Source organism: Streptomyces sp. NPDC001219 (genome assembly GCF_053597915.1).
In genome coordinates this window covers 16027-39920 of the sequence record NZ_JBSFJF010000001.1, presented here as the reverse complement: position 1 = coordinate 39920, position 23894 = coordinate 16027, and the positions used below count along the sequence as shown (strand labels likewise).

At 70.9% G+C, this 23894-nt stretch carries 19 protein-coding genes; 9 read left to right on the top strand and 10 right to left on the bottom strand.

Going from position 1 to position 23894, the window contains the following annotated elements; all coding sequences use genetic code 11:
- Positions 1-42 precede the first annotated feature (42 nt).
- On the top strand, positions 43-972 hold the full coding sequence (locus ACWC9R_RS00175; protein WP_450727415.1) for an HAD hydrolase family protein: 930 nt from the start codon (positions 43-45) through the stop codon (positions 970-972).
- 40 nt (positions 973-1012) lie between these two features.
- Here the strand turns inward: ACWC9R_RS00175 and ACWC9R_RS00170 are convergent, their stop codons facing one another.
- From ACWC9R_RS00170 to hisC, 5 genes are all read right to left on the bottom strand, one after another.
- Complete coding sequence (locus ACWC9R_RS00170; RefSeq protein ID WP_450727872.1) at positions 1013-2692, bottom strand: sensor histidine kinase; 1680 nt, start codon at positions 2690-2692, stop codon at positions 1013-1015.
- Positions 2693-2875: 183 nt separating this feature from the next.
- Complete coding sequence (gene cydD, locus ACWC9R_RS00165; RefSeq protein ID WP_450727413.1) at positions 2876-6535, bottom strand: thiol reductant ABC exporter subunit CydD; 3660 nt, start codon at positions 6533-6535, stop codon at positions 2876-2878.
- A 48-nt stretch (positions 6536-6583) separates the two neighbouring features.
- Entirely contained in the window at positions 6584-7585 is a 1002-nt protein-coding gene (cydB, locus tag ACWC9R_RS00160; protein ID WP_450727411.1) for a cytochrome d ubiquinol oxidase subunit II, read from the bottom strand.
- A gap of 9 nt (positions 7586-7594) precedes the next feature.
- Positions 7595-9103 carry a cytochrome ubiquinol oxidase subunit I gene (locus ACWC9R_RS00155; protein WP_450727409.1) on the bottom strand — a complete coding sequence of 503 codons (1509 nt, stop codon included), beginning with the start codon at positions 9101-9103 and terminating at the stop codon, positions 7595-7597.
- Between the two features lie 230 nt (positions 9104-9333).
- A complete protein-coding gene (hisC, locus tag ACWC9R_RS00150; RefSeq protein WP_450727407.1) occupies positions 9334-10413 on the bottom strand; it encodes a histidinol-phosphate transaminase in 1080 nt (359 codons plus the stop codon).
- Between the two features lie 401 nt (positions 10414-10814).
- Between hisC and ACWC9R_RS00145 the strand changes: the two genes are divergently transcribed.
- The 3 genes from ACWC9R_RS00145 to ACWC9R_RS00135 all read left to right on the top strand — a co-directional run bounded on the left by ACWC9R_RS00145 (position 10815) and on the right by ACWC9R_RS00135 (position 14379).
- A complete protein-coding gene (locus tag ACWC9R_RS00145) occupies positions 10815-11915 on the top strand; it encodes a LacI family DNA-binding transcriptional regulator (protein WP_362600247.1) in 1101 nt (366 codons plus the stop codon).
- Between the two features lie 250 nt (positions 11916-12165).
- The gene (locus tag ACWC9R_RS00140) at positions 12166-13269 is read left to right on the top strand and encodes a metallophosphoesterase (RefSeq protein WP_450727404.1); all 1104 of its coding nucleotides are present in this window, start codon (positions 12166-12168) and stop codon (positions 13267-13269) included.
- A gap of 228 nt (positions 13270-13497) precedes the next feature.
- The gene (locus ACWC9R_RS00135; RefSeq protein WP_450727402.1) at positions 13498-14379 is read left to right on the top strand and encodes a hypothetical protein; all 882 of its coding nucleotides are present in this window, start codon (positions 13498-13500) and stop codon (positions 14377-14379) included.
- A 134-nt stretch (positions 14380-14513) separates the two neighbouring features.
- On the opposite strand, the gene thiC is transcribed toward ACWC9R_RS00135, so the two are convergent.
- Positions 14514-16289, bottom strand: a complete 1776-nt coding sequence (gene thiC / locus ACWC9R_RS00130) for a phosphomethylpyrimidine synthase ThiC (RefSeq protein ID WP_362600256.1) — start codon at positions 16287-16289, stop codon at positions 14514-14516.
- A 222-nt stretch (positions 16290-16511) separates the two neighbouring features.
- Here thiC and ACWC9R_RS00125 point away from each other — a divergent pair, with 222 nt between their 5' ends.
- Complete coding sequence (locus ACWC9R_RS00125; RefSeq protein WP_450727400.1) at positions 16512-17933, top strand: YibE/F family protein; 1422 nt, start codon at positions 16512-16514, stop codon at positions 17931-17933.
- Positions 17934-17972: 39 nt separating this feature from the next.
- Here the strand turns inward: ACWC9R_RS00125 and ACWC9R_RS00120 are convergent, their stop codons facing one another.
- The 4 genes from ACWC9R_RS00120 to ACWC9R_RS00105 all read right to left on the bottom strand — a co-directional run bounded on the left by ACWC9R_RS00120 (position 17973) and on the right by ACWC9R_RS00105 (position 20449).
- Positions 17973-18395 carry an SsgA family sporulation/cell division regulator gene (locus tag ACWC9R_RS00120; protein WP_362600259.1) on the bottom strand — a complete coding sequence of 141 codons (423 nt, stop codon included), beginning with the start codon at positions 18393-18395 and terminating at the stop codon, positions 17973-17975.
- Positions 18396-18498: 103 nt separating this feature from the next.
- Positions 18499-19269 (bottom strand): IclR family transcriptional regulator, encoded by a 771-nt coding sequence (locus ACWC9R_RS00115; RefSeq protein ID WP_450727870.1) that lies wholly within the window; start codon positions 19267-19269, stop codon positions 18499-18501.
- A gap of 413 nt (positions 19270-19682) precedes the next feature.
- Positions 19683-19907, bottom strand: coding sequence for a DUF5326 family protein (locus tag ACWC9R_RS00110; protein WP_450727397.1), 225 nt, complete (start codon positions 19905-19907; stop codon positions 19683-19685).
- A gap of 224 nt (positions 19908-20131) precedes the next feature.
- Positions 20132-20449 carry a cupin domain-containing protein gene (locus tag ACWC9R_RS00105; protein ID WP_362600265.1) on the bottom strand — a complete coding sequence of 106 codons (318 nt, stop codon included), beginning with the start codon at positions 20447-20449 and terminating at the stop codon, positions 20132-20134.
- 48 nt (positions 20450-20497) lie between these two features.
- Between ACWC9R_RS00105 and ACWC9R_RS00100 the strand changes: the two genes are divergently transcribed.
- From ACWC9R_RS00100 to ACWC9R_RS00085, 4 genes are all read left to right on the top strand, one after another.
- Positions 20498-20875: a phage holin family protein gene (locus ACWC9R_RS00100; RefSeq protein WP_362600267.1), complete on the top strand. Its 378-nt coding sequence runs from the start codon at positions 20498-20500 to the stop codon at positions 20873-20875.
- A 3-nt stretch (positions 20876-20878) separates the two neighbouring features.
- On the top strand, positions 20879-21520 hold the full coding sequence (locus tag ACWC9R_RS00095) for a low molecular weight protein-tyrosine-phosphatase (RefSeq protein WP_450727394.1): 642 nt from the start codon (positions 20879-20881) through the stop codon (positions 21518-21520).
- Positions 21517-22644 carry a cystathionine gamma-lyase gene (locus ACWC9R_RS00090; protein WP_450727392.1) on the top strand — a complete coding sequence of 376 codons (1128 nt, stop codon included), beginning with the start codon at positions 21517-21519 and terminating at the stop codon, positions 22642-22644. Before ACWC9R_RS00095 ends, ACWC9R_RS00090 begins: the two co-directional genes overlap by 4 nt.
- 306 nt (positions 22645-22950) lie before the next feature.
- Positions 22951-23847: a LysR family transcriptional regulator gene (locus tag ACWC9R_RS00085; RefSeq protein WP_450727390.1), complete on the top strand. Its 897-nt coding sequence runs from the start codon at positions 22951-22953 to the stop codon at positions 23845-23847.
- Positions 23848-23894 lie beyond the last annotated feature (47 nt).

Below are 23894 nucleotides of genomic sequence, written 5' to 3'. Positions count from 1 at the left end.
CCCACCGCACGCCTGTGCACGGCGGTACGGGAAGATGGCACCGTGACTGATGCCTCCGCCCCATCCCTCCGGGCGCCCGAAACGGCCGTTACGCCCCGGCTGATCGCCACCGACCTCGACGGCACGCTGCTGCACGACGACAAGACGGTCTCCGACCGCACCATCGCCGCGCTCGCCGCCGCGGAGCGGGCCGGCCTGGAGGTCTTCTTCGTCACCGGACGCCCGGCCCGCTGGATGGGCGTGGTCAGCGACCATGTGCACGGTCACGGCCTGGCGATCTGCGCCAACGGCGCGGCCGTCGTCGACCTGCACCGCGGCGGCCGGATCGTCGAGGTCAGCCCCCTGGAGCGGCACGCAGCCCGCCAGATCGTAGACGCGCTGCGCGGCGCCGCGCCGGGCACCTCGTTCGCGGTGGAGCGGACCGGCGGCATCCACTACGAGCCGCAGTACCCGCCGCTGCTCCTCGACCCGGCCGCGGTCGTGGCCCCCGCGGAGAAGTTGCTCGCCGACGACTTCGTCCCGCCCCTGGGACCGGAGGACGCCGACCCGGACGGACCGGACGGTGGCACGGACCTGCCCGCCTTCCCCGACCAGCCCGTGATCAAGCTGCTGGCGCACCACCCCGAGCTGGACCCCGACGCCTTCCTCGCCCTGGCCCGTAAGGCGGCCGGCGGTCTCGCCACCTTCACCCGGTCCAGCCCCACCGCCCTCCTGGAGATCAGCGGGCCCGGCGTGAGCAAGGCCGGCACCCTCGCCCGCTGCTGTGCGGAGCGCGGTATCGCGCCGGAAGAGGTCGTCGCCTTCGGGGACATGCCGAACGACATAGCGATGCTGTCCTGGGCCGGCGCCGCGTACGCCATGGCCAACGCGCACCCGGACGTGCTGGCCGCCACGACGCGCCGTACCGCGTCCAACAACGACGACGGGGTCGCGGCCGTCATCGAGCGCATCCTGCGGGACGGTCACCTCTAGGACCTGCCCGGCCCGCGACGCCGTCGGCCCCCGCGTCGGCTCACAGCGGCGCCTCCCACACCACCGTCGTGCCCGTGCCGCCCTCGCCCAGCCCCGGGCCGTACGTGCTGGAGCCGCCCAGCGACTCCGCCCGGTTGGCGAGGTTCCTGAGGCCGCTGCGGCGGCCGTTCTCCGGGATGCCGATGCCGTCGTCGGCGACGGTGAGACGGACGCCGTCGGTGCCGTCCGGGAGCCGGATCGTGGCGTCGACGACGACCTCGATCCGGGAGGCCTGGGCGTGCCGGAAGGCGTTCGACAGCGCCTCCCGCAGCGCCGCGATCAGGTTCTTGCCGGTCAGCTCGCCGACCCGGGAGTCGACCGGGCCGACGAAACCGGCCGACGGCTGGAAGCCGAGCGGTACGGCGGCGGTGCCGATCTCACGCAGCACCCGGGTCCGCAGCCCGGACGGCGCCTCGGCCGGGCCCTGTTGGAGGGCGAAGATCGCGGTCCGGATCTCCTGGATGGTCACATCCAGCTCGTCGACGGCCTTGCCGACGCCCTGGGCCACATCCGGCACGATGGTCCTGCGCTGGGCGCTCTCCAGCATCATGCCGGTCGCGAACAGCCGTTGAATCACGAGATCGTGCAGGTCACGGGCGATCCGGTCGCGGTCCTCGTAGACCGCGAGGCGCTCACGGTCGCGCTGGGCGTCGGCCAGCACCAGCGCCAGCGCGGCCTGCGCCGCGAACTGGGTGGCCAGCGTCCGCTCGGCACCGGTGAACGGGCGCGCGCCCCGGGACCGCGGTGTCGCGAGGGTCCCCAGCACCCGTCCGCCGCTCTTGAGCGGCAGCATCATGCTGGGGCCGAAGCGCTGCGCGATATCGGTGACCATGCGCGGATCGGTGGCCGAGTCGTCCACGAACACCGGCTCCCCGGCGAGGAGTTGCTCGACCACCGGGCTGTCGGTGGGAATCTGCGTCCCCATGATCCCGGCGGGATCGTCCGCCGACACCGCGACGATCTCCAGGCCGCCCTCCTCATCGGGCAGCAGCACGATCCCGGCCGCCGAGTCCGCCAGCTTCCTGGCCTGCTCGGCGACCACCGCGAGCGCGTCGTCGACATCGCTGCCGGCCAGGAGTTCGGTGGTCACCGCCACCGAGCCGTCGATCCACCGCTCCCGCTGCCGGGTCGCCGCATGCAGCCGGGCGTTGCCGATCGCGATACCGGCCTCGGTGGCCAGCACCCGCACCATGTGCAGGTCCTCCTCGCTGAACACCCCGCCGTCGCGCTTCTCCGTCAGATAGAGGTTGCCGAAGATGTCGCCCTGGACGCGGATGGGCACCCCGAGGAAGGTCCGCATCGGCGGGTGCCCCGGCGGGAAACCGGCCGAGCGGGCGTCCTTCGTCAGATCGTCGAGGCGCAGCGGCTTGGGATCGTGGATGAGCGCACCCAGCAGCCCCTTGTGGCCGTCGGGCAGCGCCCCGATCCGCTCGTGCTGCTGCGGGGTCACGCCGTACGTCACGAAGTCGGACAGCCCCTCACGGGCGTCGTCGATGATCCCGATCGCCGCATAGCGGGCGTCGGCCAGCTCGGCGGCGGTCTCCACGATCCGGTCGAGGGTGACGTGCAGATCGAGCCCCGCGCCGACCGTGCGCATCGCTTCCAGCAGCTGCGGCACCCGGGCCGTCAGCTCCGACGAGAGACCCCGCAGGCTGCGGGTCGCCTCGGTGGCGGCCTCCATGGGGTCGGGGGCCGCGTCCGGGCCACCGCTCCCGATGCCCCCGGGGTCTGAGGGGGGTCCTGCCGTGGCTGCCATGCCCCGAGCCTAATAAGGGCTGATTTCCGGGGAAAGTCCAGGTTTGCGGAGGAGGGGTGCCGGCGGGCTGCTCGGACGGGCTGCCCCTGCGTACGGGGGCGCTCCCGCCTACGCCACCGGCTGGGCCGCGCCGTACGCCGCGTCCACCGCCCGCTCGCGCTCCAGCATCCGCCGGAACGGGCCGTCCGCCGCGGCCAGCTCCGCGTAGGTCCCGCGCTGCACGGCCCGGCCGCGGTCCAGGACCAGTACCTCGTCGACCGCGTCGAGACCGGTGAGCCGGTGGGTGATCAGGACCGTCGTACGGCCCTCGGTCGCGGTCAGCAGATCGGCGGTCAGCGCGTCGGCGGTGGCCAGGTCGAGGTGCTCGGCGGGCTCGTCCAGGACGAGCACCGGGAAGTCCGCGAGCAGCGCACGGGCCAGTGCCAGCCGCTGGCGCTGGCCGCCGGACAGCCGGGCGCCGCGCTCCCCGACCATGGTGTCCAGGCGGGCCGGCAGCCCCCGCACCCAGTCGGCGAGCCGCGCCCGGCCGAGCACGTCCCACAGGTCCTGGTCGCCGGGGGTCCCCCGCCGGTCCGGACGGGCGAGCCTGAGGTTCTCCCGCAGCGAGCTGTCGAAGAGGTGCGCGTCCTGCGCACACAGCCCGACCAGCCGCCGCACCGCGTCCCCGGCCATCTCCCTGGCGTCCGTACCGCCCAGCGTGTAGCTGCCCGACTCCTCGTCCAGGAAGCGCAGCAGCACCTGTGCCAGCGTGGTCTTGCCGGAGCCGGACGCGCCGACGACGGCGAGCCGGTGCCCGGCGGTCAGGGTGAAGCCGATGCCGTCCAGTGCCGGCCGGTCCTGGCCCGGGTGACGTGCGGTCAGCTCCCGTACGGCCAGCGGGAACGGCGTCGCGGGCGCGGGGGCCGGGGCGGCCGGCTCGGACACCGGCGCGGGCGCGTCCAGCACCTCGAAGACCCGCTCGGCGGCGTGCCGGGTGCGCCCGCGGTACTGCACGGCGAGCGGCAGCCCCGTCACCGCCTCGAACGCGGCCAGCGGGGTCAGCACGACGACGGCCAGCGCCACACCCGTCAGCCGGCCCGCCTGCACGGCCTGGACGCCGGCCACCGCCGAGGCCGCGACCGTCAGCCCGCACAGCAGCGCCGACAGCCCGGCACCGGTCCCGGCCACGGCGGCCGAGCGGGACGCGATCCGGGTCAGCTCCCGGTCCGCGCGGCGCACCGCGTCCGTACGGGCCCCCAGGGCCCCGGCCACCGTCAACTCGGCGGTACCGGTGAGCACATCGACGACCCGGGTGGCGAGCCGTCCGCGGGCCGGCGCCAGCCGGCGCTCCGTACGGCGGGCCAGCGCGCCCGAGAGCACCGGCACCCCCACGCCGGTGAGCAGCAGCCCGACGGCGAGGATCGCACCGGCCTCCGGCAGCAGCCATCCGGTGAAGCCGACCGTGCCGGCGCCGACCAGCAGCGCCGCGCCCACGGGCAGCAGCCAGCGCAGAAAGTAGTCCTGCACCGCATCGACATCGGCCACCAGCCGCGACAGCAGATCGCCCCGGCTGCGCTCCCGGAGCCCGGCCGGCGCCAGCCGCTCCAGCCGCCGGAAGACGGCCACCCGCACGTCGGCGAGCATGCGGAACACCGCGTCATGGGCCACCAGCCGCTCGGCGTACCGGAAGACTGCGCGCCCGATGCCGAACGCCCTGGTCGCGGTCACCGCCACCATCAGATACAGCACCGGAGGCTGCTGCGCCGCACGCGAGATCAGCCAGCCGGAGGTCGCCATCAGACCCACCGCGCAGCCCAGTGCCAGGCTCCCGAGCAGCAGCGCCCACGCGAACCGCGCCCGGTGGGCACGGGCCAGCCGCCGCAGCCGGGTGAGCGCCGGCCCGCGGGCGGTGGCCTCGTCGGGCGCGGCTTCGGACGTGAGCTCAGGGGATTCGGGCGCCGTGTCCGCGACCGTCGCCGTCCCGGCGGGACCGCCGTCCCCGGCGACCGCGTCCCCGGCCGTCTGCGGGCACACCGCCGGCGGGGCGTCCGCCCCGGCCGACACCGCCGGCGGGTCCGGCAGCCGCACCACCCGGTCGGCCACCGCCAGCAGCGCCGGCCGGTGGACGACGAGCAGCACCGTACGGCCGGCCGCGAGCCGGCGGACCGCGGCCACGATCGCCTCCTCGGTGGCACCGTCCAGATTCGCGGTGGGCTCGTCCAGGAGCAGGATCGGGCGGTCGGCGAGGAAGGCGCGGGCGATCCCGAGGCGCTGACGCTGGCCGGCGGAGAGCCCGGCACCGGACTCGCCGAGCCGGGTCGCCGTCCCGTCCGGGAGCGCGTCGACGAAGTCCAGGGCGCCCGCGTCGCTCAGGGCGGTGCGCACCGCGGCGTCGTCCGCGTCCGGCCGCGCCAGCCGTACGTTCTCGGCGATGGTGCCGGCGAAGAGATGCGGGTGCTGCGGCACCCAGGCGATCCGCTGCCGCCAGCCTCCGGGGTCGAGGGAGGCGATGTCCCTGCCGTCGGCCAGGGCCCGGCCCCCGGACGGTGCGGTGAAGCCGAGCAGCACGCTCAGCAGCGTGGTCTTGCCGGCGCCGGAGGGCCCGACCAGCGCGACGGTCTCGCCGGGCCGCACCTCGAACGAGGTCGCGGGCAGCGAGTCGGTGGTCCGCCCGGGATGGCGGACCACCAGGTCCTCGACGGCCAGCGCGGTGCCCCGGGGCGCGGGGGCGGTGCCGGGCGTCCGCAGCGGCGTCTCCAGCACCGCGAAGATCTCCTCCGCGGCCGAGAGCCCCTCGGCCGCGGCGTGGTACTGCGCCCCGACCTGCCGCAGCGGCAGATACGCCTCGGGCGCCAGCACCAGCACCATCAGGCCGGTGTAGAGGTCGAGTTCACCGTGCACCAGCCGCATGCCGATGCCGACCGCGACCAGTGCGACGGAGAGGGTGGCGAGGAGTTCGAGGGCGAAGGAGGAGAGGAAGGCGATCCGCAGGGTGCGCAGGGTGGCCCGGCGGTATTCACCGGTGATGGACCGGATCGACGCGGCCTGGGCCTTGGCCCGGCCGAAGACCTTGAGGGTGGGCAGGCCCTCGACGACATCGAGGAAGTGGCCCGACAGCCGGGCGAGCAGCCGCCATTGACGGTCCATCCGCGCCTGGGTGGCCCAGCCGATCAGGATCATGAACAGCGGGATCAGCGGAAGCGTGACCACGATCGTCAGCGCCGAGATCCAGTCGCCGGTGACGATCCGGGCCAGCACCGCCAGCGGAACCACGACCGCCAGGCCCAGCTGCGGCAGGTAGCGGGCGAAGTAGTCGTCCAGCGCGTCGATGCCCCGGGTGGCGAGGGCGGTGAGTTCGCCGGTGCGCATTTCGAGCGTCCCCGGACCGGCCGCGGTGCCCGGACCGGCTGCGTCCGTGACGTCCGCGTCCGGGCCCGGCTCGCCGCCGTCCGCGCGACCGAGTACCGCGCCGGGGCCCAGCCGCGCCGCCCGCTCGACCAGCCGCATCCGCAGCTCGGACTTGGCCGCCGCGCCGGCCCGGTGCGCGGCCAGCTCGGTGAGCCAGGAGACCAGGCCACGTCCGACGGAGACCGCGGCGAGCAGCGCCAGCGGCGTGCTCAGGGCGGCGACCGGGAGATCCTGCTGGAAGGCACCGACCACGACCTCGGCGATCAGCATCGCCTGGCCGACGACCAGGCCCGCTCCGGCCAGCCCGAGCACCACCACCGCGATCAGAAAGCCTCGGGTGGCGTGGGCGTAGCGGAGCAGACGCGGGTCGACGGGTTTCACGTGAAACATTCCATCCTGCTGAGGCCGCCCCGAGGGGCGGCAACTCAACTAGTGGGTCTCTGCGAGGTGTTGGGTGCCGATGCGCTTGCGGAACACCCAGTACGTCCACCCCTGGTAGAGCAGGACGAGCGGGGTGGCGAAGGCGGCACCCCACGTCATGATCTTCAGGGTGTAGGGGCTGGACGCGGCGTTGCTGACCGTGAGGTTCCAGCTCTCGTTCAGCGTGGACGGCATGACGTTCGGGAAGAGCGTCAGGAACAGCATCACGACCACGGCCACGACGCTGAGGCCGGAGAAGGTGAACGCCCAGCCCTCACGCCCGAGCCGGTTGGCCACCAGCGCCGCGACCAGCGCGACCACCGCCACGATCGTGGCGACCAGGCTGCTGCTGTCGCCGTTGCCGGCCTGGGTCCAGCCGAGGAAAGCTGCCACCAGCACCGCGGCGACCGGCCCGAGGACGGCCGCCATCCTGCGTGCCCGCTCCCGGATGTCGCCCACCGTCTTGAGCGAGGCGAACACCGCACCGTGGAAGGTGAACAGCACCAGCGTGACCAGGCCGCCCAGGAGCGCGTACGGATTCAGCAGGTCGAGCAGGCTCCCCACGTACTCCATGTGGCTGTCGATCTTGACCCCGTGCACGAGGTTGGCGAACAGCACGCCCCACAGCACCGCGGGCAGCAGCGAGGCCCAGAAGATCGTGTGCTCCCAGTTCCGCTGCCAGCGCTCCCCGCTCCGCTTGACGCGGTACTCGAAGGCGACCCCGCGCAGGATCAGACAGATGAGGATCAGCAGCAGCGGCAGGTAGAAGCCGGAGAAGAGGGTGGCGTACCACTCGGGGAAGGCCGCGAAGGTCGCACCGGCCGCACTGATCAGCCAGACCTCGTTGCCGTCCCAGACCGGCCCGATGGTGTTGATCAGTACGCGCTTCTCACTCCGGTCCCGGGCGAGGAGCTTGGTGAGGACGCCGATTCCGAAGTCGAATCCTTCGAGGAAGAAGTACCCGGTCCAGAGAACGGCGATCAGGATGAACCAGACGTCGTGGAGTTGCACAGTCGCCTCCTAGTACGAGAAGGCCATCGGCCGGTCGGCGTCCGTGCTGTCGCCGCCGATCTTGGTGGGCGGGTTGAGGTCGGAGTCACTGAGCTCCGGGGGGCCGGCCTTGACGTACTTCACCAGCAGCTTGACCTCGACCACGGCGAGGATCGCGTAGAGCGTGGTGAAGACGATCATCGAGGTGAGCACCTCACCCTGCGAGACGCCCGGGGACACCGCGTCGGAGGTGCGCAGCACGCCGTAGACGGCCCAGGGCTGGCGGCCCATCTCGGTGAAGATCCAGCCCCAGGAGTTCGCGAGGAGCGGGAAGCCGAGGGTGACGAAGGCGAGCGACCAGTACCACTTGCTCAGACGGGCACCGAGCTCCTTGTTCCTGGTGAGCACGAGCCGGGGTGGCTCCTCGTCCCCCGTCCGCAGCCCCGGCGCCAGCCAGAACTTCTTCCGGGTGAGCCACAGCCCGGCGAGGCCGATGGCGAACGACGACATCCCGAAGCCGATCATCCAGCGGAAGCCCCAGTAGGCGACCGGGATGTTGGGCCGGTAGTCACCGGGTCCGAACTTCTGCTGCTCGGAGCGGTTGACGTCGTTGATGCCGGGGACCGGCGAGGAGAAGTCGTTGTGGGCGAGGAAGGAGAGCAGACCGGGAACCTCGATGGCGACCTTGTTGTGGCCCTGGTCGACGTCCCCATAGGCGAAGACCGAGAACGGCGCCGGCTTCTCCGTCTCCCACAGCGCCTCGGCGGCCGCCATCTTCATCGGCTGCTGCTTGAACATCACCTTGCCGAGCTCGTCACCGCTGACCGCGGTGAGGATGCCGGCGATGACCATCGTGATCAGCCCGAGCCGCAGCGACGTCCGCATGACCGTGAGGTGCTTCTTGCGCATCAGGTGGAAGGCGGATATGCCGACCATGAACGCGGCGCCCGTCAGGAAGGCCGCGGTCAGCGTGTGGAAGACGACGACCAGGGTGGTGTCCTGGGTGAGGACCTTCCAGAAGTCGGTCAGTTCGGCGCGGCCGTTGGCGGCGTTGTACTTGTAGCCGACCGGGTGCTGCATCCAGGAGTTCGCGGCCAGGATGAAGTACGAGGAGAGAATCGTGCCGATGGAGACCATCCACATGCAGAAGCAGTGAATCCTCTTCGGCAGCTTGTCCCAGCCGAAGATCCACAGTCCGATGAAGGTGGACTCGAAGAAGAACGCGATCAGCGCCTCGAAGGCCAGCGGAGCACCGAACACGTCGCCGACGAACCGCGAGTAGTCGGACCAGTTCATACCGAACTGGAACTCCTGGACGATGCCGGTGACGACACCCATCGCGATGTTGATCAGAAACAGCTTGCCCCAGAACTTGGTGGCCTTGAGGTACTTCTCCTTACCCGTGCGTACCCATGCGGTCTCGAGTCCGGCCACCAGAGCGGCGAGGGAGATCGTCAGGGGGACGAACAGGAAGTGGTAGACGGTCGTGATGCCGAATTGCCATCGCGCCAGAGTCTCTGGCGCCAACGCCAGTTCCATGTCGTGCTCCTTACGTCGCCGTGTCGCGCCACGGCAATGCCCCTTTTGCAACGCATAAACGCCACATAATGGACGAGCTTGTGAACGCGTTCACATTCACAAGCAATTATCTCCTACGGCTTTCGGCCACATCCGCGGGGGGTACGTGACCGCGGTCACGTAGGTGCGAAAACGGTTCGAGGCCGCGGGTCGACGGACCCACGGCCTCGGTAAAACGCTCCTGCGACGGCCTACAGCGCCTTGCGGAACTCCTCCGTGGCCTGCAGGAACAGATCCATCGCCGGGCTCTCGCCGATCGTCACCCGCACCCCCTCGCCGGGGAACGGCCGCACGACCACGCCGGCCCGCTCACAGGCCGCCGCGAAGTCGGCCGTACGGTCCCCCAGCCGCAGCCAGACGAAGTTGGCCTGCGATTCCGGGACCGTCCAGCCCTGCCCGAGCAGCCCGTCCACCACGCGCGCCCGCTCCGCCACGAGGGCGTCGACCCGCTCCAGCAGCGCAGCCTCGCTGCGCAGCGAGGCCACCGCCGCCTCCTGGGCGAGCTGGCTGACGCCGAAGGGCACCGCCGTCTTGCGCAGCGCCGCGGCCACCGGCTCATGGGCCACCGCGAAGCCGACCCGCAGCCCCGCCAGGCCGTACGCCTTGGAGAAGGTCCGCAGCACACACACATTGGGGCGGTCGCGGTAGAGGTCGATACCGTCCGGCACCTCGGCGTCCCGGATGAACTCGCGATAGGCCTCGTCCAGCACCACCAGCACATCGCCCGGCACCCGGTCCAGGAAGGACTCCAGCTCCGCACGGCGCACGACGGTGCCGGTGGGGTTGTTGGGGTTGCAGACGAAGATCAGCCGGGTCCGCTCGGTGATCGCGGCCAGCATCGCGTCCAGGTCGTGCACCTCGCCGGAGGTCAGCGGGACCTGCACGGGCGTGGCACCGGATACCTGGGTGATGATCGGGTACGCCTCGAACGAGCGCCAGGCGTAGATCACTTCGTCCCCGGGCCCGGCCGTCGCCTGGACCAGCTGCTGGGCCACCCCGACCGATCCGGTGCCCGTCGCCAGGTGCTCCACCGGCACCGAGAACCGCTCGGACAGCTCCGCCATCAGCCCCGTGCAGGCCATGTCCGGGTAGCGGTTGAAGGCCCCGGCGGCGGTCACCGCGCTCTCCAGGACGCCCGGCAGCGGCGGATAGGGGTTCTCATTGGAGGACAGCTTGTATGTGACGGGGCCGTCGGCCGCCGCCGGCCGGCCCGGCTTGTAGGTCGGGACGCCGTCCAGCGCAGCACGCAGCTTCGGGGTCTTCTCGCTCACCGCAGGTCCTCCTCGACCGTCCGCTCATCTCCAATACTGCACACCTTATGAGGATTGACCCGTTCGGCGGCAGCCCCGGCCCGGCGGCGACTCCGCTCCGCCCTCCGGACGACCCTCCGGAGATCCCGCGCGGAGCCCCGCGGGAGCGCTCCCCGGACCGGCGCACGCCGGTGGCTTGCGCCGTGGCGCGCGTCCCCCGTCAAGGTGACTTGAGACCGGTTCGGGACCGGAACCGATCGACAGGTGACGGCAGAAAAACTCCCTCAGAATGATCACTTTGCGCATCAACTTCCTTTATTTTCCAGGGAATTGCGGATTGATCACCGTGCAGAAACGTGCCTTTCCACAGCCGTTGGCAGCCCCCCGTGAATGCCTCTAACGAGCCCTACTATCGGCTCGCCATGACAGCAGCAGGGAAGCACCAGGTGAGCCGGTCGACCGGTCGCCGGCTGGGACGCGCGGGCATCCGGGACGTGGCCGCCGCAGCCGGTGTGTCGATCACGACCGTCTCCGACGCGCTCAACGGCAAGGGCCGGCTTCCGGATGCCACCCGTAGCCATGTCCGCGAAGTGGCCGACCGGCTGGGCTACCGCCCGTCCGCAGCCGCCCGCACCCTCCGTACCGGCAAGTCCGGGCTCCTCGGCCTGACCGTGACCACGTACGGGGACGAACCCTTCACCTTCACCGAATTCGCCTACTTCGCCGAGATGGCCAGAGCCGCCACCTCGGCGGCCCTGGCCCGCGGCTATGCGCTGGTCATCCTCCCGGCGACCTCCCGCCACGACGTGTGGTCCAACGTCGCCCTCGACGGGACCGTCGTCATCGACCCCGCCGACGGCGACCCCGTCGTCACCGAACTCGTCCGGCACGGCATCCCCGTCGTCTCCGACGGCCGCCCCGGCGGCACGCTGCCGGTCACCGGCTGGGTCGACAACGATCACGAGGCGGCCGTCCTCGGGCTGCTCGACCATCTCGCCGACGCCGGCGCCCGCCGCATCGGACTCCTCACGGGCAACACCACCGACACCTACACCCGGCTCTCGACCACCGCGTATCTGCACTGGTGCGAGCGGGTCGGCCAAGATCCGGTGTACGAGTCCTACCCGGCGCACGACCCGTGCGCGGGGGCCGTCGCCGCCGACCGGCTGCTGGCCCGCCCGGACCGTCCGGACGCCGTCTACGGGCTCTTCGACCCCAACGGCACGGACCTGCTCGCCGCCGCCCGGCGCTACGGCCTGCGGGTGCCGGAGGACCTGCTGCTGGTCTGCTGCAGCGAGTCCACCCTCTACGCCGCCACCGAACCGCCGATCACCACGCTGTCCCTCAAACCGCGCCGCATCGGCACCGCCGTCATCCAGATCCTCATCGACGCGATCGAAGGGCTGGACCACGGCCGGCCCATCGAACAGGTGATACCCACCGATCTCATCGTCCGTGCCTCGTCCCAGCGACGGTCACCGCGCACGACCGTCAGTCCTCCGCGGGGACCGGCCGGCGACTGAAGGGGCTCCCACGTACGGACGACCGGGCGTTCTCAGCTACCAGGAAAAAACAGGGCGATCACGGGATAAACCAGCCTCGAATGCCGGGCTCCGGTGGATTGACCACCCCCGGGTGCGTCACAACCCGCGACCAGCATTCCTATGATGGGCGGACGACACTGCGGACCGCCGTCGACCAGGCAAAGGTCCGAGAGGTGCACGGCGGCGCGAGGTGGAGGGGTCGATGACTCAGGGGGCCAGTCTGGGACCCATGGTGCGGACCATGGCGGGAGAAACTCCGGCGCCTGCTCCGCCGCCAGGAGTGCCTTCCGGCACGCCCGCAGGGTCCCCCGTGCCGCCCGTCGGCCCGCCGCTCCACCTGCCCGCCGGCGCCCCGGCCGCGCCCCCCGCGGCACCGCCCGCCGAGCTGCCCGAGGAGTACACCCCGACCGCGCGGGACCTCCCGGTCATCGCCCCGGGCCGTACGGACACCCTCATCGACCGCCCGGCGGTCGTCCCGGTGCCCGAACCGGCCGGGGACCCCGACGCGCCCGAGGGCATGGGCCCGTTGTACGTCGTCGGCGATGTGCACGGCTACTACGACGAGCTGCGCGAGGCGCTGGCCGCCGAGGGCCTGATCGACGCCGACGGCAACTGGGCGGCGGGCAACGCCCGGCTCTGGTTCCTCGGCGACTTCACCGACCGCGGCCCGGACGGGATCGGCGTCATCGACCTCGTCATGCAGCTCTCCGCCGAGGCCGCTGCGGCCGGCGGCTACTGCAAGGCCCTGATGGGCAATCACGAACTGCTGCTGCTGGGCGCCAAGCGGTTCGGCGACACGCCCGTACAGTCCGGCGCCGGCACCGCGTCCTTCCAGGCCGCCTGGCTCCTCAACGGCGGCCAGAAGTCCGACATGGACCGCCTGGAGGACCACCACCTCCAGTGGATGGCCCGGCTCGACGCCGTGATGGAGGAGGACGGGCATCTGCTCGTGCACTCCGACACCACCGCCTACCTCGAATACGGCGACTCCATCGAGGCCGTCAACGACACCGTCCACGACGTACTCACCCGCAGCGAAGCGGATGAAGTCTGGGATCTGTTCCGGAAGTTCACCAAGCGCTTCGCCTTCCGCGACGAGTCCGGCTCGGACGCCGTCCGGGAACTCCTCGACGCCTACGGCGGCGACCGCGTGGTCCACGGCCACAGCCCGATCCCGTATCTGCTGGGCGAGGTCGGCGCGGAGGAAGGCGAAAGCGAGGCCATCGCCGTCGACGGTCCGCATGTCTACGCCGACGGTCTGGCGATCGCCATGGACGGCGGTGTCACGATGGCCGGAAAGCTGTTGGTCGTTCAACTTCCGCTGGCCGGCTGAGAATTGCCGGGGGAGCCTGCCGCCGGTCGGCCGACGGGCGGCAGGACGAAAGCCGGGGGCGGCACCGGCAAAAACCGGTCGTGGCATTACTCAATTTCCGCAAACTCTCTGTCACGCCGTGCCGGAGTCGCTCTACCATCGGTCTATCCGTAGCAGGCTCTCCTCCGTTTCCGCCCACTGCCCGGCCAACGCCGGCCGTACGGCCCTACGGAGCATCGGGGGACCCATATGAACAGCGCTCCGCACCTGCTGAACGAGGACCGCGCGGACTTCGCGCGCATCCTCGATGAGGCGCTGCGTACCGCCCCATACCGCCCGGACGACCTGACCGACGCCACGGGACACCCGCTCAACACCGAGCAGTTGCGCACGATGGCGCTCGGCGCGACCACGGCCATCGCCGCCTGCGCCGCGGCCGAATACCAACGCTATGTGCATCTCCGCGCCGCTCTGCGCGCACCGGCACCCGTCGCGTCCGCCACCGATACGGGCGGCGAGGAGCAGAGTGTGGCCGCCGGCGGGAGTCCGAACCCGGACAGCGCCACGATCCTGGAAGCGGCCGAAAGCACCGGCGCGGGGCTGACCGCCATGATCGCCGTGCTCGCCCCCGTGCTCGCCGGTATCGCCGCGGTCCTCTTCCTCCTCATCGGATATGTGCTGCGCGCCATCAGCCCCGACAAGTCCCTGGCCCAGCCGCTGATCAGCGTCGGCTGGATCTTCGCAGCGCTGACCGCGGCGGGCGGTCTCGTCGCCATGGCCGGACTGCTCCTCACGGCGCTGCGCAACGGCGCGTCCGCCCAGGTCGCCGCAGTCGAACCGGCCGAGGCGCTGGACCGGGCCCGCGAGGACTGGCACCGCGCCCTCCTGGAACGCGGCCTGCTGCCCTTCCTCCGCACGGCCCTCACCGGCCCCACCAGCGGCCCGGACGACGGCCCCGAGCCCCATGTCCCACGCCGCACCACGTCCTCTGAGAGCCGTATCCCCACCCTCGGCTACACCCGCCCGGAGTTCACCAGCCCCGACAGCGGCTCCTCGGGCTCCCGCCCGCGCTACTCCAGCCCGGACTTCACCAGCCCGGATTACGGCGGGCCGGATCACCAGCAGGAGTAGGGCCCGGGCCCGCGCGGGTGCGGTCCTGCGGCTCGGCGGGCGCGCTGTGGCGCCGGCACCGGGAAGGCCCCCGCCCGTTGTCGGGCAGGGGCCTTTCGCCGAGTGCGTCCGGGCGGAACGGCCAGACGGAACGGCTAGTCCGCGATCGGCAGATAGACGCGGTTGCCCGCCGCCGCGAACTCCTTCGACTTCTCGGCCATTCCGGCCTCGGGGTCGACGGCCAGATCCCCGCCGTGCTCGCGGCGGATGTCCTGACTGATCTTCATCGAGCAGAACTTCGGGCCGCACATCGAGCAGAAGTGCGCCGTCTTCGCCGGTTCGGCCGGCAGCGTCGCGTCATGGAAGGCGCGGGCCGTGTCCGGGTCGAGGGCCAGGTTGAACTGGTCCTCCCAGCGGAACTCGAAACGGGCGTCCGAGAGCGCGTCGTCCCACTCCTGGGCGCCCGCGTGGCCCTTGGCCAGGTCCGCCGCATGGGCCGCGATCTTGTAGGTGATGACACCGGTCTTGACGTCGTCGCGGTCCGGCAGGCCCAGGTGCTCCTTGGGCGTGACGTAGCAGAGCATCGCGGTGCCCCACCAGGCGATCATCGCCGCGCCGATACCGGAGGTGATGTGGTCGTAGGCCGGGGCGATGTCGGTGGTCAGCGGGCCGAGTGTGTAGAACGGCGCCTCCTCGCAGATCTCCTGCTGAAGGTCGATGTTCTCCTTGATCTTGTGCATCGGGACGTGCCCCGGGCCCTCGATCATGGTCTGTACGCCGTGCCGCTTGGCGATGGTGTTCAGCTCGCCGAGCGTCCGCAGCTCCGCGAACTGCGCCTCGTCGTTGGCGTCTGCGATGGAGCCGGGGCGCAGACCGTCACCGAGGGAGAAGGTGACGTCGTAGGAGGCGAGGATCTCGCAGAGCTCCTCGAAGTGCGTGTAGAGGAACGACTCCTGATGGTGCGCCAGACACCAGGCCGCCATGATCGAACCACCGCGGGAGACGATGCCGGTCTTGCGGCGGGCCGTGAGCGGCACATAGCGAAGCAGCACACCGGCGTGCACCGTCATGTAGTCGACGCCCTGTTCGGCCTGCTCGATGACGGTGTCCTTGTAGATCTCCCAGGTCAGTTCCTCGGCCTTGCCGTCGACCTTCTCCAGCGCCTGGTAGAGGGGGACGGTGCCGATGGGGACGGGGGAGTTGCGCAGCACCCACTCGCGGGTGGTGTGGATGTTGCGGCCGGTGGAGAGGTCCATGACGGTGTCGGCGCCCCAACGGGTCGCCCAGGTCATCTTCTCCACCTCCTCCTCGATGGAGGAAGTGACCGCGGAATTGCCGATGTTGGCGTTCACCTTCACCAGGAAGTTCTTGCCGATGATCATCGGCTCGATCTCCGGGTGGTTGACGTTGGCGGGCAGCACCGCGCGGCCGGCCGCGATCTCGTCGCGGACGAACTCGGGCGTGACCTTCTCACGGAGGGCGACGTACTCCATCTCCGTGGTGATCTCGCCGCGCTGGGCGTACGCGAGCTGGGTGACCGCTCCTTCACGGCCGCGGCGCGGCTGACGGGGGCGGCCGGGGAAGACCGCGTCGAGGTTCTTGAGTCCGCCGCGCGGCGAGGTGTGCTTGAGGCCGTCGTCCTCCGGCCGCATGGGGCGGCCCGCGTACTCCTCGGTGTCGCCGCGGCCGATGATCCAGTTCTCCCGCAGCGGTGCCAGACCACGGCGGACGTCGGTTTCGATATTGGGGTCGGTGTACGGCCCTGACGTGTCGTAGAGCGTCACGTCCTTGCCGTTGGTGAGGTGCACCCGCCGGACCGGCACCCGAAGGTCGGGACGCGATCCGGAGACATAGCCCTTGTGCCAGCCGATCTGCGGCTTTTCGCCGTCGTTGGCACCGTTTTCGGGCGTGCGTGCATCCTGCAGAGTCATGGAGACCCAACTCCCTACGCCGGCATTACCCGGTAACAGGTTCGGCGGTCGACGCAGCGGCTTCCGTCCGTCGGCGTTTCACGTGAAACGCCGCTGGGACGAAGGTCAGCGCCCTCTCAGCCCGGTGCTCCGAGCTCCCGCGATTGCAAAGGTGCCACCACGGTAGCGGCCGATGTGGCGCGGTGAACAGTGGGCCCCTGGAGTTCTTGCGATGATCGGGCGGTGTCGCCTCATGAGTCCCACAGCCACTCCGCCCCGCACTCCCACGGGCACGGTCATGGCCCGGCCGCGCCCGTCTCCCGGCATCTGCGCAAGGTCATCGCGGCCGTACTGATCCCGTTCGCGGCCGCGGTGGCGGTCGGCCTGGTCGTGCTCTGGCCCGGCGGAGCACCGCCGCACAAACCGTCGGGTGTCGGCTTCGACCAGCCCACGGAGACGGCCCGGGTGATCAAAGTGGTGGAGGTGAACTGCGCGGATGTCCACGCCGAGCAGCAGCCCCAGCCCCCGTCGCCGACGGGGCAGCCACCGGCCGCGGGAGCGGACAAGGGAAAGCCCTGCCAGCAGGCGACGATCGAAGTCACCACCGGGCAGAACAAGGGGCACACCTTCCGGACCGTGGTGACACCGGACGCGCTGCGCCACTACACCACCGGCCAGGAGGTGGTGGTGGCGTACTCCCCCAAGGCGCCGAAGGATCTCCAGTACTCGGTCAGCGATGTGGACCGGTCGCTGCCGATGTGGCTACTGGCCGCGATCTTTGCCTTCGCGGTCGTGATCGTCGGCCGGCTGCGCGGCGTCCTCGCGCTGGTGGCACTGGCGGCCAGCTTCGTCGTCCTGACGCTGTTCATCCTTCCGGCGATCCTCCAGGGCTCCAATCCGCTGGTGGTGGCGGTGATCGGGGGCAGCGCAATCATGCTGATCGCGCTCTACCTGTGCCACGGGCTGACCGCCCGTACCTCCGTGGCCGTGCTCGGCACACTCGCGTCCTTGCTGCTGATCGGGCTGCTCGGATCGGTCTTCATCGGCTGGGCACTGCTGACCGGCAACACGGATGACACGACCGGACTGGTGCACGGTCTGTACCCGGACATCGAGATCCGCGGACTGCTGCTGGCGGGGATCATCATCGGTTCGCTGGGTGTGCTCGACGATGTGACGGTGACCCAGACCGCCGCGGTCTGGGAGCTCAAGGAGGCGGACCCGTCGGCCGGCTGGCGCAAGCTGTACGGCGCCGCGATGCGCATCGGCCGGGATCACATCGCGTCCGTCGTCAACACCCTGGTGCTGGCCTACGCGGGTGCCGCACTGCCCCTGCTGTTGCTGTTCTCGATCGCACAGAGCAGCGTCGGTACGGTCGCTTCGAGCGAGGTGGTCGCGGAGGAGATCGTCCGCACGCTCGTGGGCAGCATCGGACTGGTCGCCGCGGTGCCGCTGACCACGCTGCTGGCCGCGCTGGTCGTCTCGGCGGACCGGCAGGCACCGGCAGCCCGGAACGGGCGGGCCGCACCGGCGAGTGACGACCTGGGGGCCGGAGCCCCGGCCGGGGCGGCCTCCGGGGCCGAGGTCACCGGCGGCGCGCCGACGAGCCCCACGGGCGGCCGGGCGGGACGACGTGGGGGACGCGGCAAGCGGCGTAAGCAGTGAGGACGGGGACGGGAGCGGGGGAGGGCGGAGACGGGCCGGTCAGCCGGCCGGGGCCTCCGTGAGAATCCGGTCCAGCACGGCCTCGAGGGTGTCGCAGACCTCTTCCTTGCCCAGCGGCACCAGCCGGTCCGTACGGTCCAGGAAGGCCACCAGCGGCGCCGCGCTCACCCGGAACAGCGCAGACTCGGCGCCGACCTGAAGGCTGATGAGGACATCGCTGAGGTTCTCGGGGGAGGCCGGCTCGATCCGCACATCCCCCTCACCGGACGGCCGGCTCAGCCCGTCCAACAGCAGTTCCCGGCCGAAAGCCCAGGTCACCGGCGCGTCGCCGGGCAGATCGAAGGTGAGGCGGACGGCGTAGGGATCGGCGCTGGCGAAGTCCAGCTCCACCGGAATCCGGAACGCAAGCTCCTCCGAGACGACGAAGCTCATGATCACTTCTGCCTGAACTGTGTCGGTCATCAACCACTGCCCCGCACTTGATCGGAGATGGCCGGGAAAACCCCCGGTAGCCCTATTGGCGCCATCGTCTGCCACGCGCCAGCAGATCACAAGGAGTGAGTTTTCAGATACTGATAGAGAAGGCGAGTGTCGTTAGTGTCGCCTCCGCCATTTTCCGTAGTCGGTCTGTGACGGACCGCAATCGACGCAGTTCGTCCACGGGCAACGAAACCGCCAACGTCGCGGCGGCCGCCCCGACCTGGACAGGAATGGCAGCACACACCGTGCCCAGGGCATATTCCTGACGCTCGTAAGCGGCGTGACCGCGACGCACCGTATCCAAACGCCGCAGCAATTCGCCCTCAGATGACACGGAAAAGGGCGTTATCGACTGGACGGGATGGCGCGCGAGATGATCCTTCCGCGTCGGCTCGTCGAGCTGCGCCAGAAGACACTGCCCGATCGCGTGGGCGTGCGCGGTGGCGCGGAAGTCGGCCCATTCCACCACCGGCGGCCGCGCCGGATCACCCGTCACCGCCAGCACCTCGACTTCACCCTCACGGTAGACAGCGAAGTAGACGGCGGCGCCCAGTTCCTGGCCCACCACGGCCAGCGCTTCGGAGAGATGAGCGCGTTGCCGGCGCCCGGCCCCGGCCCGGCCGATCTCCTCGGCCGCCGTACCGAGGACGAAGACCCCGTTCTCCCGCTGGAGATAGCCCTCGTGCGTCAGGGTCCGCAGCAGGTGGTACGCCGTCGGCAGCGGCAGCCCCGCTTCTCGGGCCAGCTGCTTGGCGGGTGCGCCGTCGATATGCGCACCGGCCGCCTCCAGCAGCCGGAGCGCCCGCCGCACCGAACCGATCAAGGTGGGGTGGGAGTCGGATTCGCCGTTCACCATCGCCAAGGCCAAACCCCCAGGTCCGCTCTCAGAGGGGCGCAGGGCCCCGGTCGCGGGACCAACTCCCGTGACCGCGCGCGTCTCCCGGCACCCGCGAGGGGCGGCCCGACCGGGCTCGTCGGGCTTTCCGGAACGCCGCCGTCCGGAAGACGCCTGCGACCGGCACCCTAGCTCGGCCGGGCCGGGCGGCAGGGCGAAAGCCGGGGGAGTTACCCCGCCCGCGCACCCCTGAGCGGGACTGTGCGGGCGGGGTTCGACAGCGGAGTCAACTGCGTGGCAATGAGGGGCATTTGAGGGGGTTTGCGAGGTGATGGGCCCGGTGACCACCGCCGGGCAGGACCCTTGCCCCATGACCGTCCACGGTCGGGCGCTGGAGGGCACGCGCACCGGCGGTCGATCGCGTCGGCCGTGGCTTACCAGTCGCCCTTCGAGGAAGAAGACGACGAGCCGCCGACCCGGCGGACGAGGTAGATGACCCCGGCGATCAGGGCCGCCGCGATGAGGACCTTGAACAGCACGCTGATCAGAAAGCCGAGCGCGCTGGCGATCAGTCCGCCGAAGACGACGATCACGATGACGGGCGCCACGACCCAGGTGACCCACCACGGAAGCCCTGCGAGTATCCCTTTACCGGCCACTGCTCTCCCCTGCTTTCTTTCTGTCGCGCTGTCGTTGTCCGTACCGCGCTGTCGTCCGCTGCGCTGTGCTCGCGCCGATGGCACCGTCCGCGTGCTGCGCGTCTGCCGCCGCACGCCTCAGGTTTCCCTTCACCCACGATGCTAGGACGCTGACCACGGTCGCGGGGGCTTCGTATCCCCGGTCCTCCCCTGACCCGTCCCCTACGGGTCCCCAGGCCCGGCCCTTAGCTCTCAGGAGGAGAGAAGACCACCATCACCCTGAGGTCCTCGCTGATGTGGTGGAACTTGTGGGGCACCCCGGCGGGCACATAGACCACGCTTCCCCGCGCCACCGACTGTGTCTCCTGCCCTACGGTGATCGCCGCCCGGCCGCTGACCACGAGATACACCTCGTCCTGGGCGTGCGGCTGCTGTGGATCGACGCTTCCGGCATCCAGCGCGTACAGCCCGACCGACATGTTGCGCTCCCGGAGGAACTGCAGATACGCGCCATCGTTGGCGGCCCGCTCCGCTTCCAGCTCATCCAGTCGGAAGGCCTTCATGCCGTTCGCACCCCTCACTCGTTCAGAGTCGTCTGCGACGATCTCACCATGAAGCATTTTCTGGTCAAGACGATCGCCAATGCCGCGGCGCTTGCCGTGGCCATCTGGCTGCTCAAGGACATCACGCTCACCGGTGAGAACACCGGCCACCAAGTACTGACCCTGATCCTCGTCGCGCTGATCTTCGGGCTGGTCAATTTCCTGGTCAAGCCCCTGGTGAAGCTGCTCTCCTTCCCCCTGTTCATCCTCACGCTCGGCCTGATCACACTGGTCGTGAACGCGCTGATGCTGCTGCTCACCTCCTGGCTCGCAGGCAAGGCCGATCTCGCCTTCCATGTGAACGGCTTCTGGACGGCCATGCTCGGCGGCGTGATCATCTCCATCGTCGCCTGGGCGATGCACGTGATCCTTCCCGACGAGGACTGAGCCTTGACCGCTCCCTTCCGTATCTGCTTCGTCTGCACCGGCAACATCTGCCGGTCGCCGATGGCCGAGTCCGTCTTCCGCGCCCGCCTCGCGGAGGACGGGCTCGACGGCCTGGTCGAGGTCGACAGCGCGGGGACCGGCGGCTGGCACGAGGGCGAGGGCGCCGACCCGCGCACGGTCGCCGTACTGCGCGCGGGGGGCTATGAACACGCGCACACCGCCCGGCAGTTCCAGACCTCCTGGTTCGACCACCTCGACCTGGTCATCGCGCTCGACTCGGGGCATCTGCGCGAGCTGCGCCGCCTGGCCCCCACCGCACAGGACGCCGCCAAGGTCCGCCTGCTGCGTGCGTACGGGACGGGCACGGTGACGGAGAGCGGCTCGGGCCCGGTGGCCACCCCGGCCTCCGGGCCCGTTCCCGTTCCCGATGCCGCCGGTGATCTCGATGTGCCCGATCCGTACTACGGCGGTTTCGAGGGCTTCGAGGAGTGCCTGGAGATGGTCGAGACGGCGAGCGACGGCCTGCTGGCCGCGGTCCGCACCGCGCTCCCGGCCCCTACCGTCGTCACGGCCCGCACCGCCGCCCACGACAGTCGGCCGATCGCCCGTGAACCGCATCCGCCGCAGCTTGAGGAGCACGCATGACCGGCGACGGCACCCGCGCCGTACGAGCCGGGCTCCCGGAGCCGGACGCCCATGAGCCGGCCCTCCCCGGGCCGGTGTTCGCGGCGCACTACCACCTCCCCGGCGACGCGACCGGCCCCTACACCTACGGCCGCGACGCCAACCCGACCTGGACCCGTCTGGAACAGGCCATCGGCGCCCTGGAGTCGCCGGACGAGAGCGCCCATACCGTCGCCTTCGCCTCCGGGATGGCGGCGATCAGCGCGGTCCTCTTCTCCCACCTGCGCTCCGGCGACGCGGTGGTGCTCCCCGGCGACGGCTATCAGCTGCTGCCCGCCGTGCGCGCACGTCTGGAGAGCTATGGCATCGAGGTCCGTACGGCGCCGACAGCACACGACGCTCAGCTCGATGTACTGGACGGCGCCCGGCTGCTGTGGATCGAGACGCCCTCCAACCCCGGCCTCGATGTCTGCGACATCCGGCGGCTGTCCGACGCGGCGCACCGCCGGGGCGCGCTGGTCGCCGTCGACAACACCCTCGCCACCCCGCTCGGCCAGCGGCCCCTCGACCTCGGGGCGGACTTCTCGGTGGCCAGCGGCACCAAGGCGCTGACCGGCCACGGCGACGTACTGCTGGGCTATGTGAGCACCCGGGACGCCGCACTCGCCGATTCCGTACGGCTGTGGCGCAAGACCGTGGGCGCGATCCCCGGCCCCATGGAGAGCTGGCTCGCGCATCGCTCCCTCGCCACCCTCGCACTGCGTGTCCGCCAGCAGTCGGCCGGTGCGCTGGCCCTGGCCACGGCGCTGACCGACCGCCCGGAGGTGAGCGGTCTGCGGCACCCCGGACTGCCGTCCGACCCGTCCCACGAGCCGGCCACCCGGCAGATGCGGCCGGGCCACTTCGGCTGCGTGGTGTCCTTCGTGCTGCCGGACAAGTCCTTCGCCGAGCGGTTCCTGGCCGCGCTGACCCTGGTGGACGAGGCGACGAGCTTCGGGGGCGTACGGTCCAGTGCGGAGCGGAGGGCCCGTTGGGGCGGGGACGCGGTGCCGGAGGGCTTCATCCGCTTCTCCGTCGGCATCGAGGAGCCGGAGGATCTGATCGCGGATGTCCTCCGGGCACTGGACTCGGCCGCGCACCGCTGACCGGGCGCCGCTTGAACCGCAGCGCCGGGACATGTCGAACAGGCTGAGTGCGCCGCCACGTCCGGCGCCTCTCATGGCATAAGAGCGGCCGGCAGGGTATCCCCCCTCGTCACCCTGCCGGCCTGCGGTTCCCATGGCCCCGAGCCCACGCGTTTCACGTGAAACCAGATGTTCCACGTGAAACCAACCGCTCGAACAAGGCTAGTTGACCGAGCGTCAGTGTCCAATCACGCTAGCGACACATCCCTATCGACAAATTTATGGTTGTCCCGCGACCAGGCTTCCGAGGGGCGCAGGAGGTACGTGATGGATCTGGCCCTGCTGCGCACCTTTGTCACGGTGCACCGAGCCGGCTCCTTCACCCGCGCCGCGGCGTTACTCGGCCTCTCCCAACCCGCGGTGACCAGCCAGATCCGTACGCTGGAAAGGCAGTTGGGCCGCCCGCTCTTCCTCCGCTACGCCCGCGGCGTCACCGCCACCACCATCGGCGACGAACTCGCCCACAAAGTGGCGCCGCACCTGGACGCGCTCACCGAGATCACCGAGGCGGGTCTGGACCGGGACTCCGTCACCCGCACCCTCCATCTCGCCGGGCCCCCGGAGTTCCTCACCGAGCGCGCGCTCCCGGCACTGACCCCGCTGATATCGCAGGGCCTCTCCCTCCGTACGGCCTTCGGGTCCGCGGAGGAGATGCTGACCGGCCTGGCGGCCGGCCACCACGATCTGGCCGTCACCACGACCCGGCCGCGCGGCGGGCTGCTCACCGCCACCCCGCTGTGCGACGAGGAGCATGTGCTGGTCGCCGCACCACACTGGGCGGACCGGCTGGGCGGCCCCGGGGCGCTGCGGGGCGAGGGCGTCCGCCTGCTGGATTCCGTGCCGATCGTCGAGGTCCACGAGAGTCTGCCGCTGATCGCCCGCTACTGGTCCGCGGTCTTCGACGCCAAGCCCACGGCCTCCGCCGCCGTGATCGCCGGCGATCTGCGGGCGGTGCTGTCCTGCGTCGCGGCCGGCGCGGGGCTCGCCGTACTGCCCCGCTACCTGTGCGCCGACGCGCTCGCCGGCGGCGAGGTCATGACCCTGCTCGACCCGGCGGTGCCCCCGCTGCGGACCTATTTCCTGGCCGTACGGACCGGGACGCTGGGTCTGCCGCATATCGCGCGGGCGCATGAAGGGCTGCTGCGCACCGCTGTCGACTGGTGACCGAGGGACGTGGGTTTCACCAGGTCGTGACTGCGGCATCTGTCCCC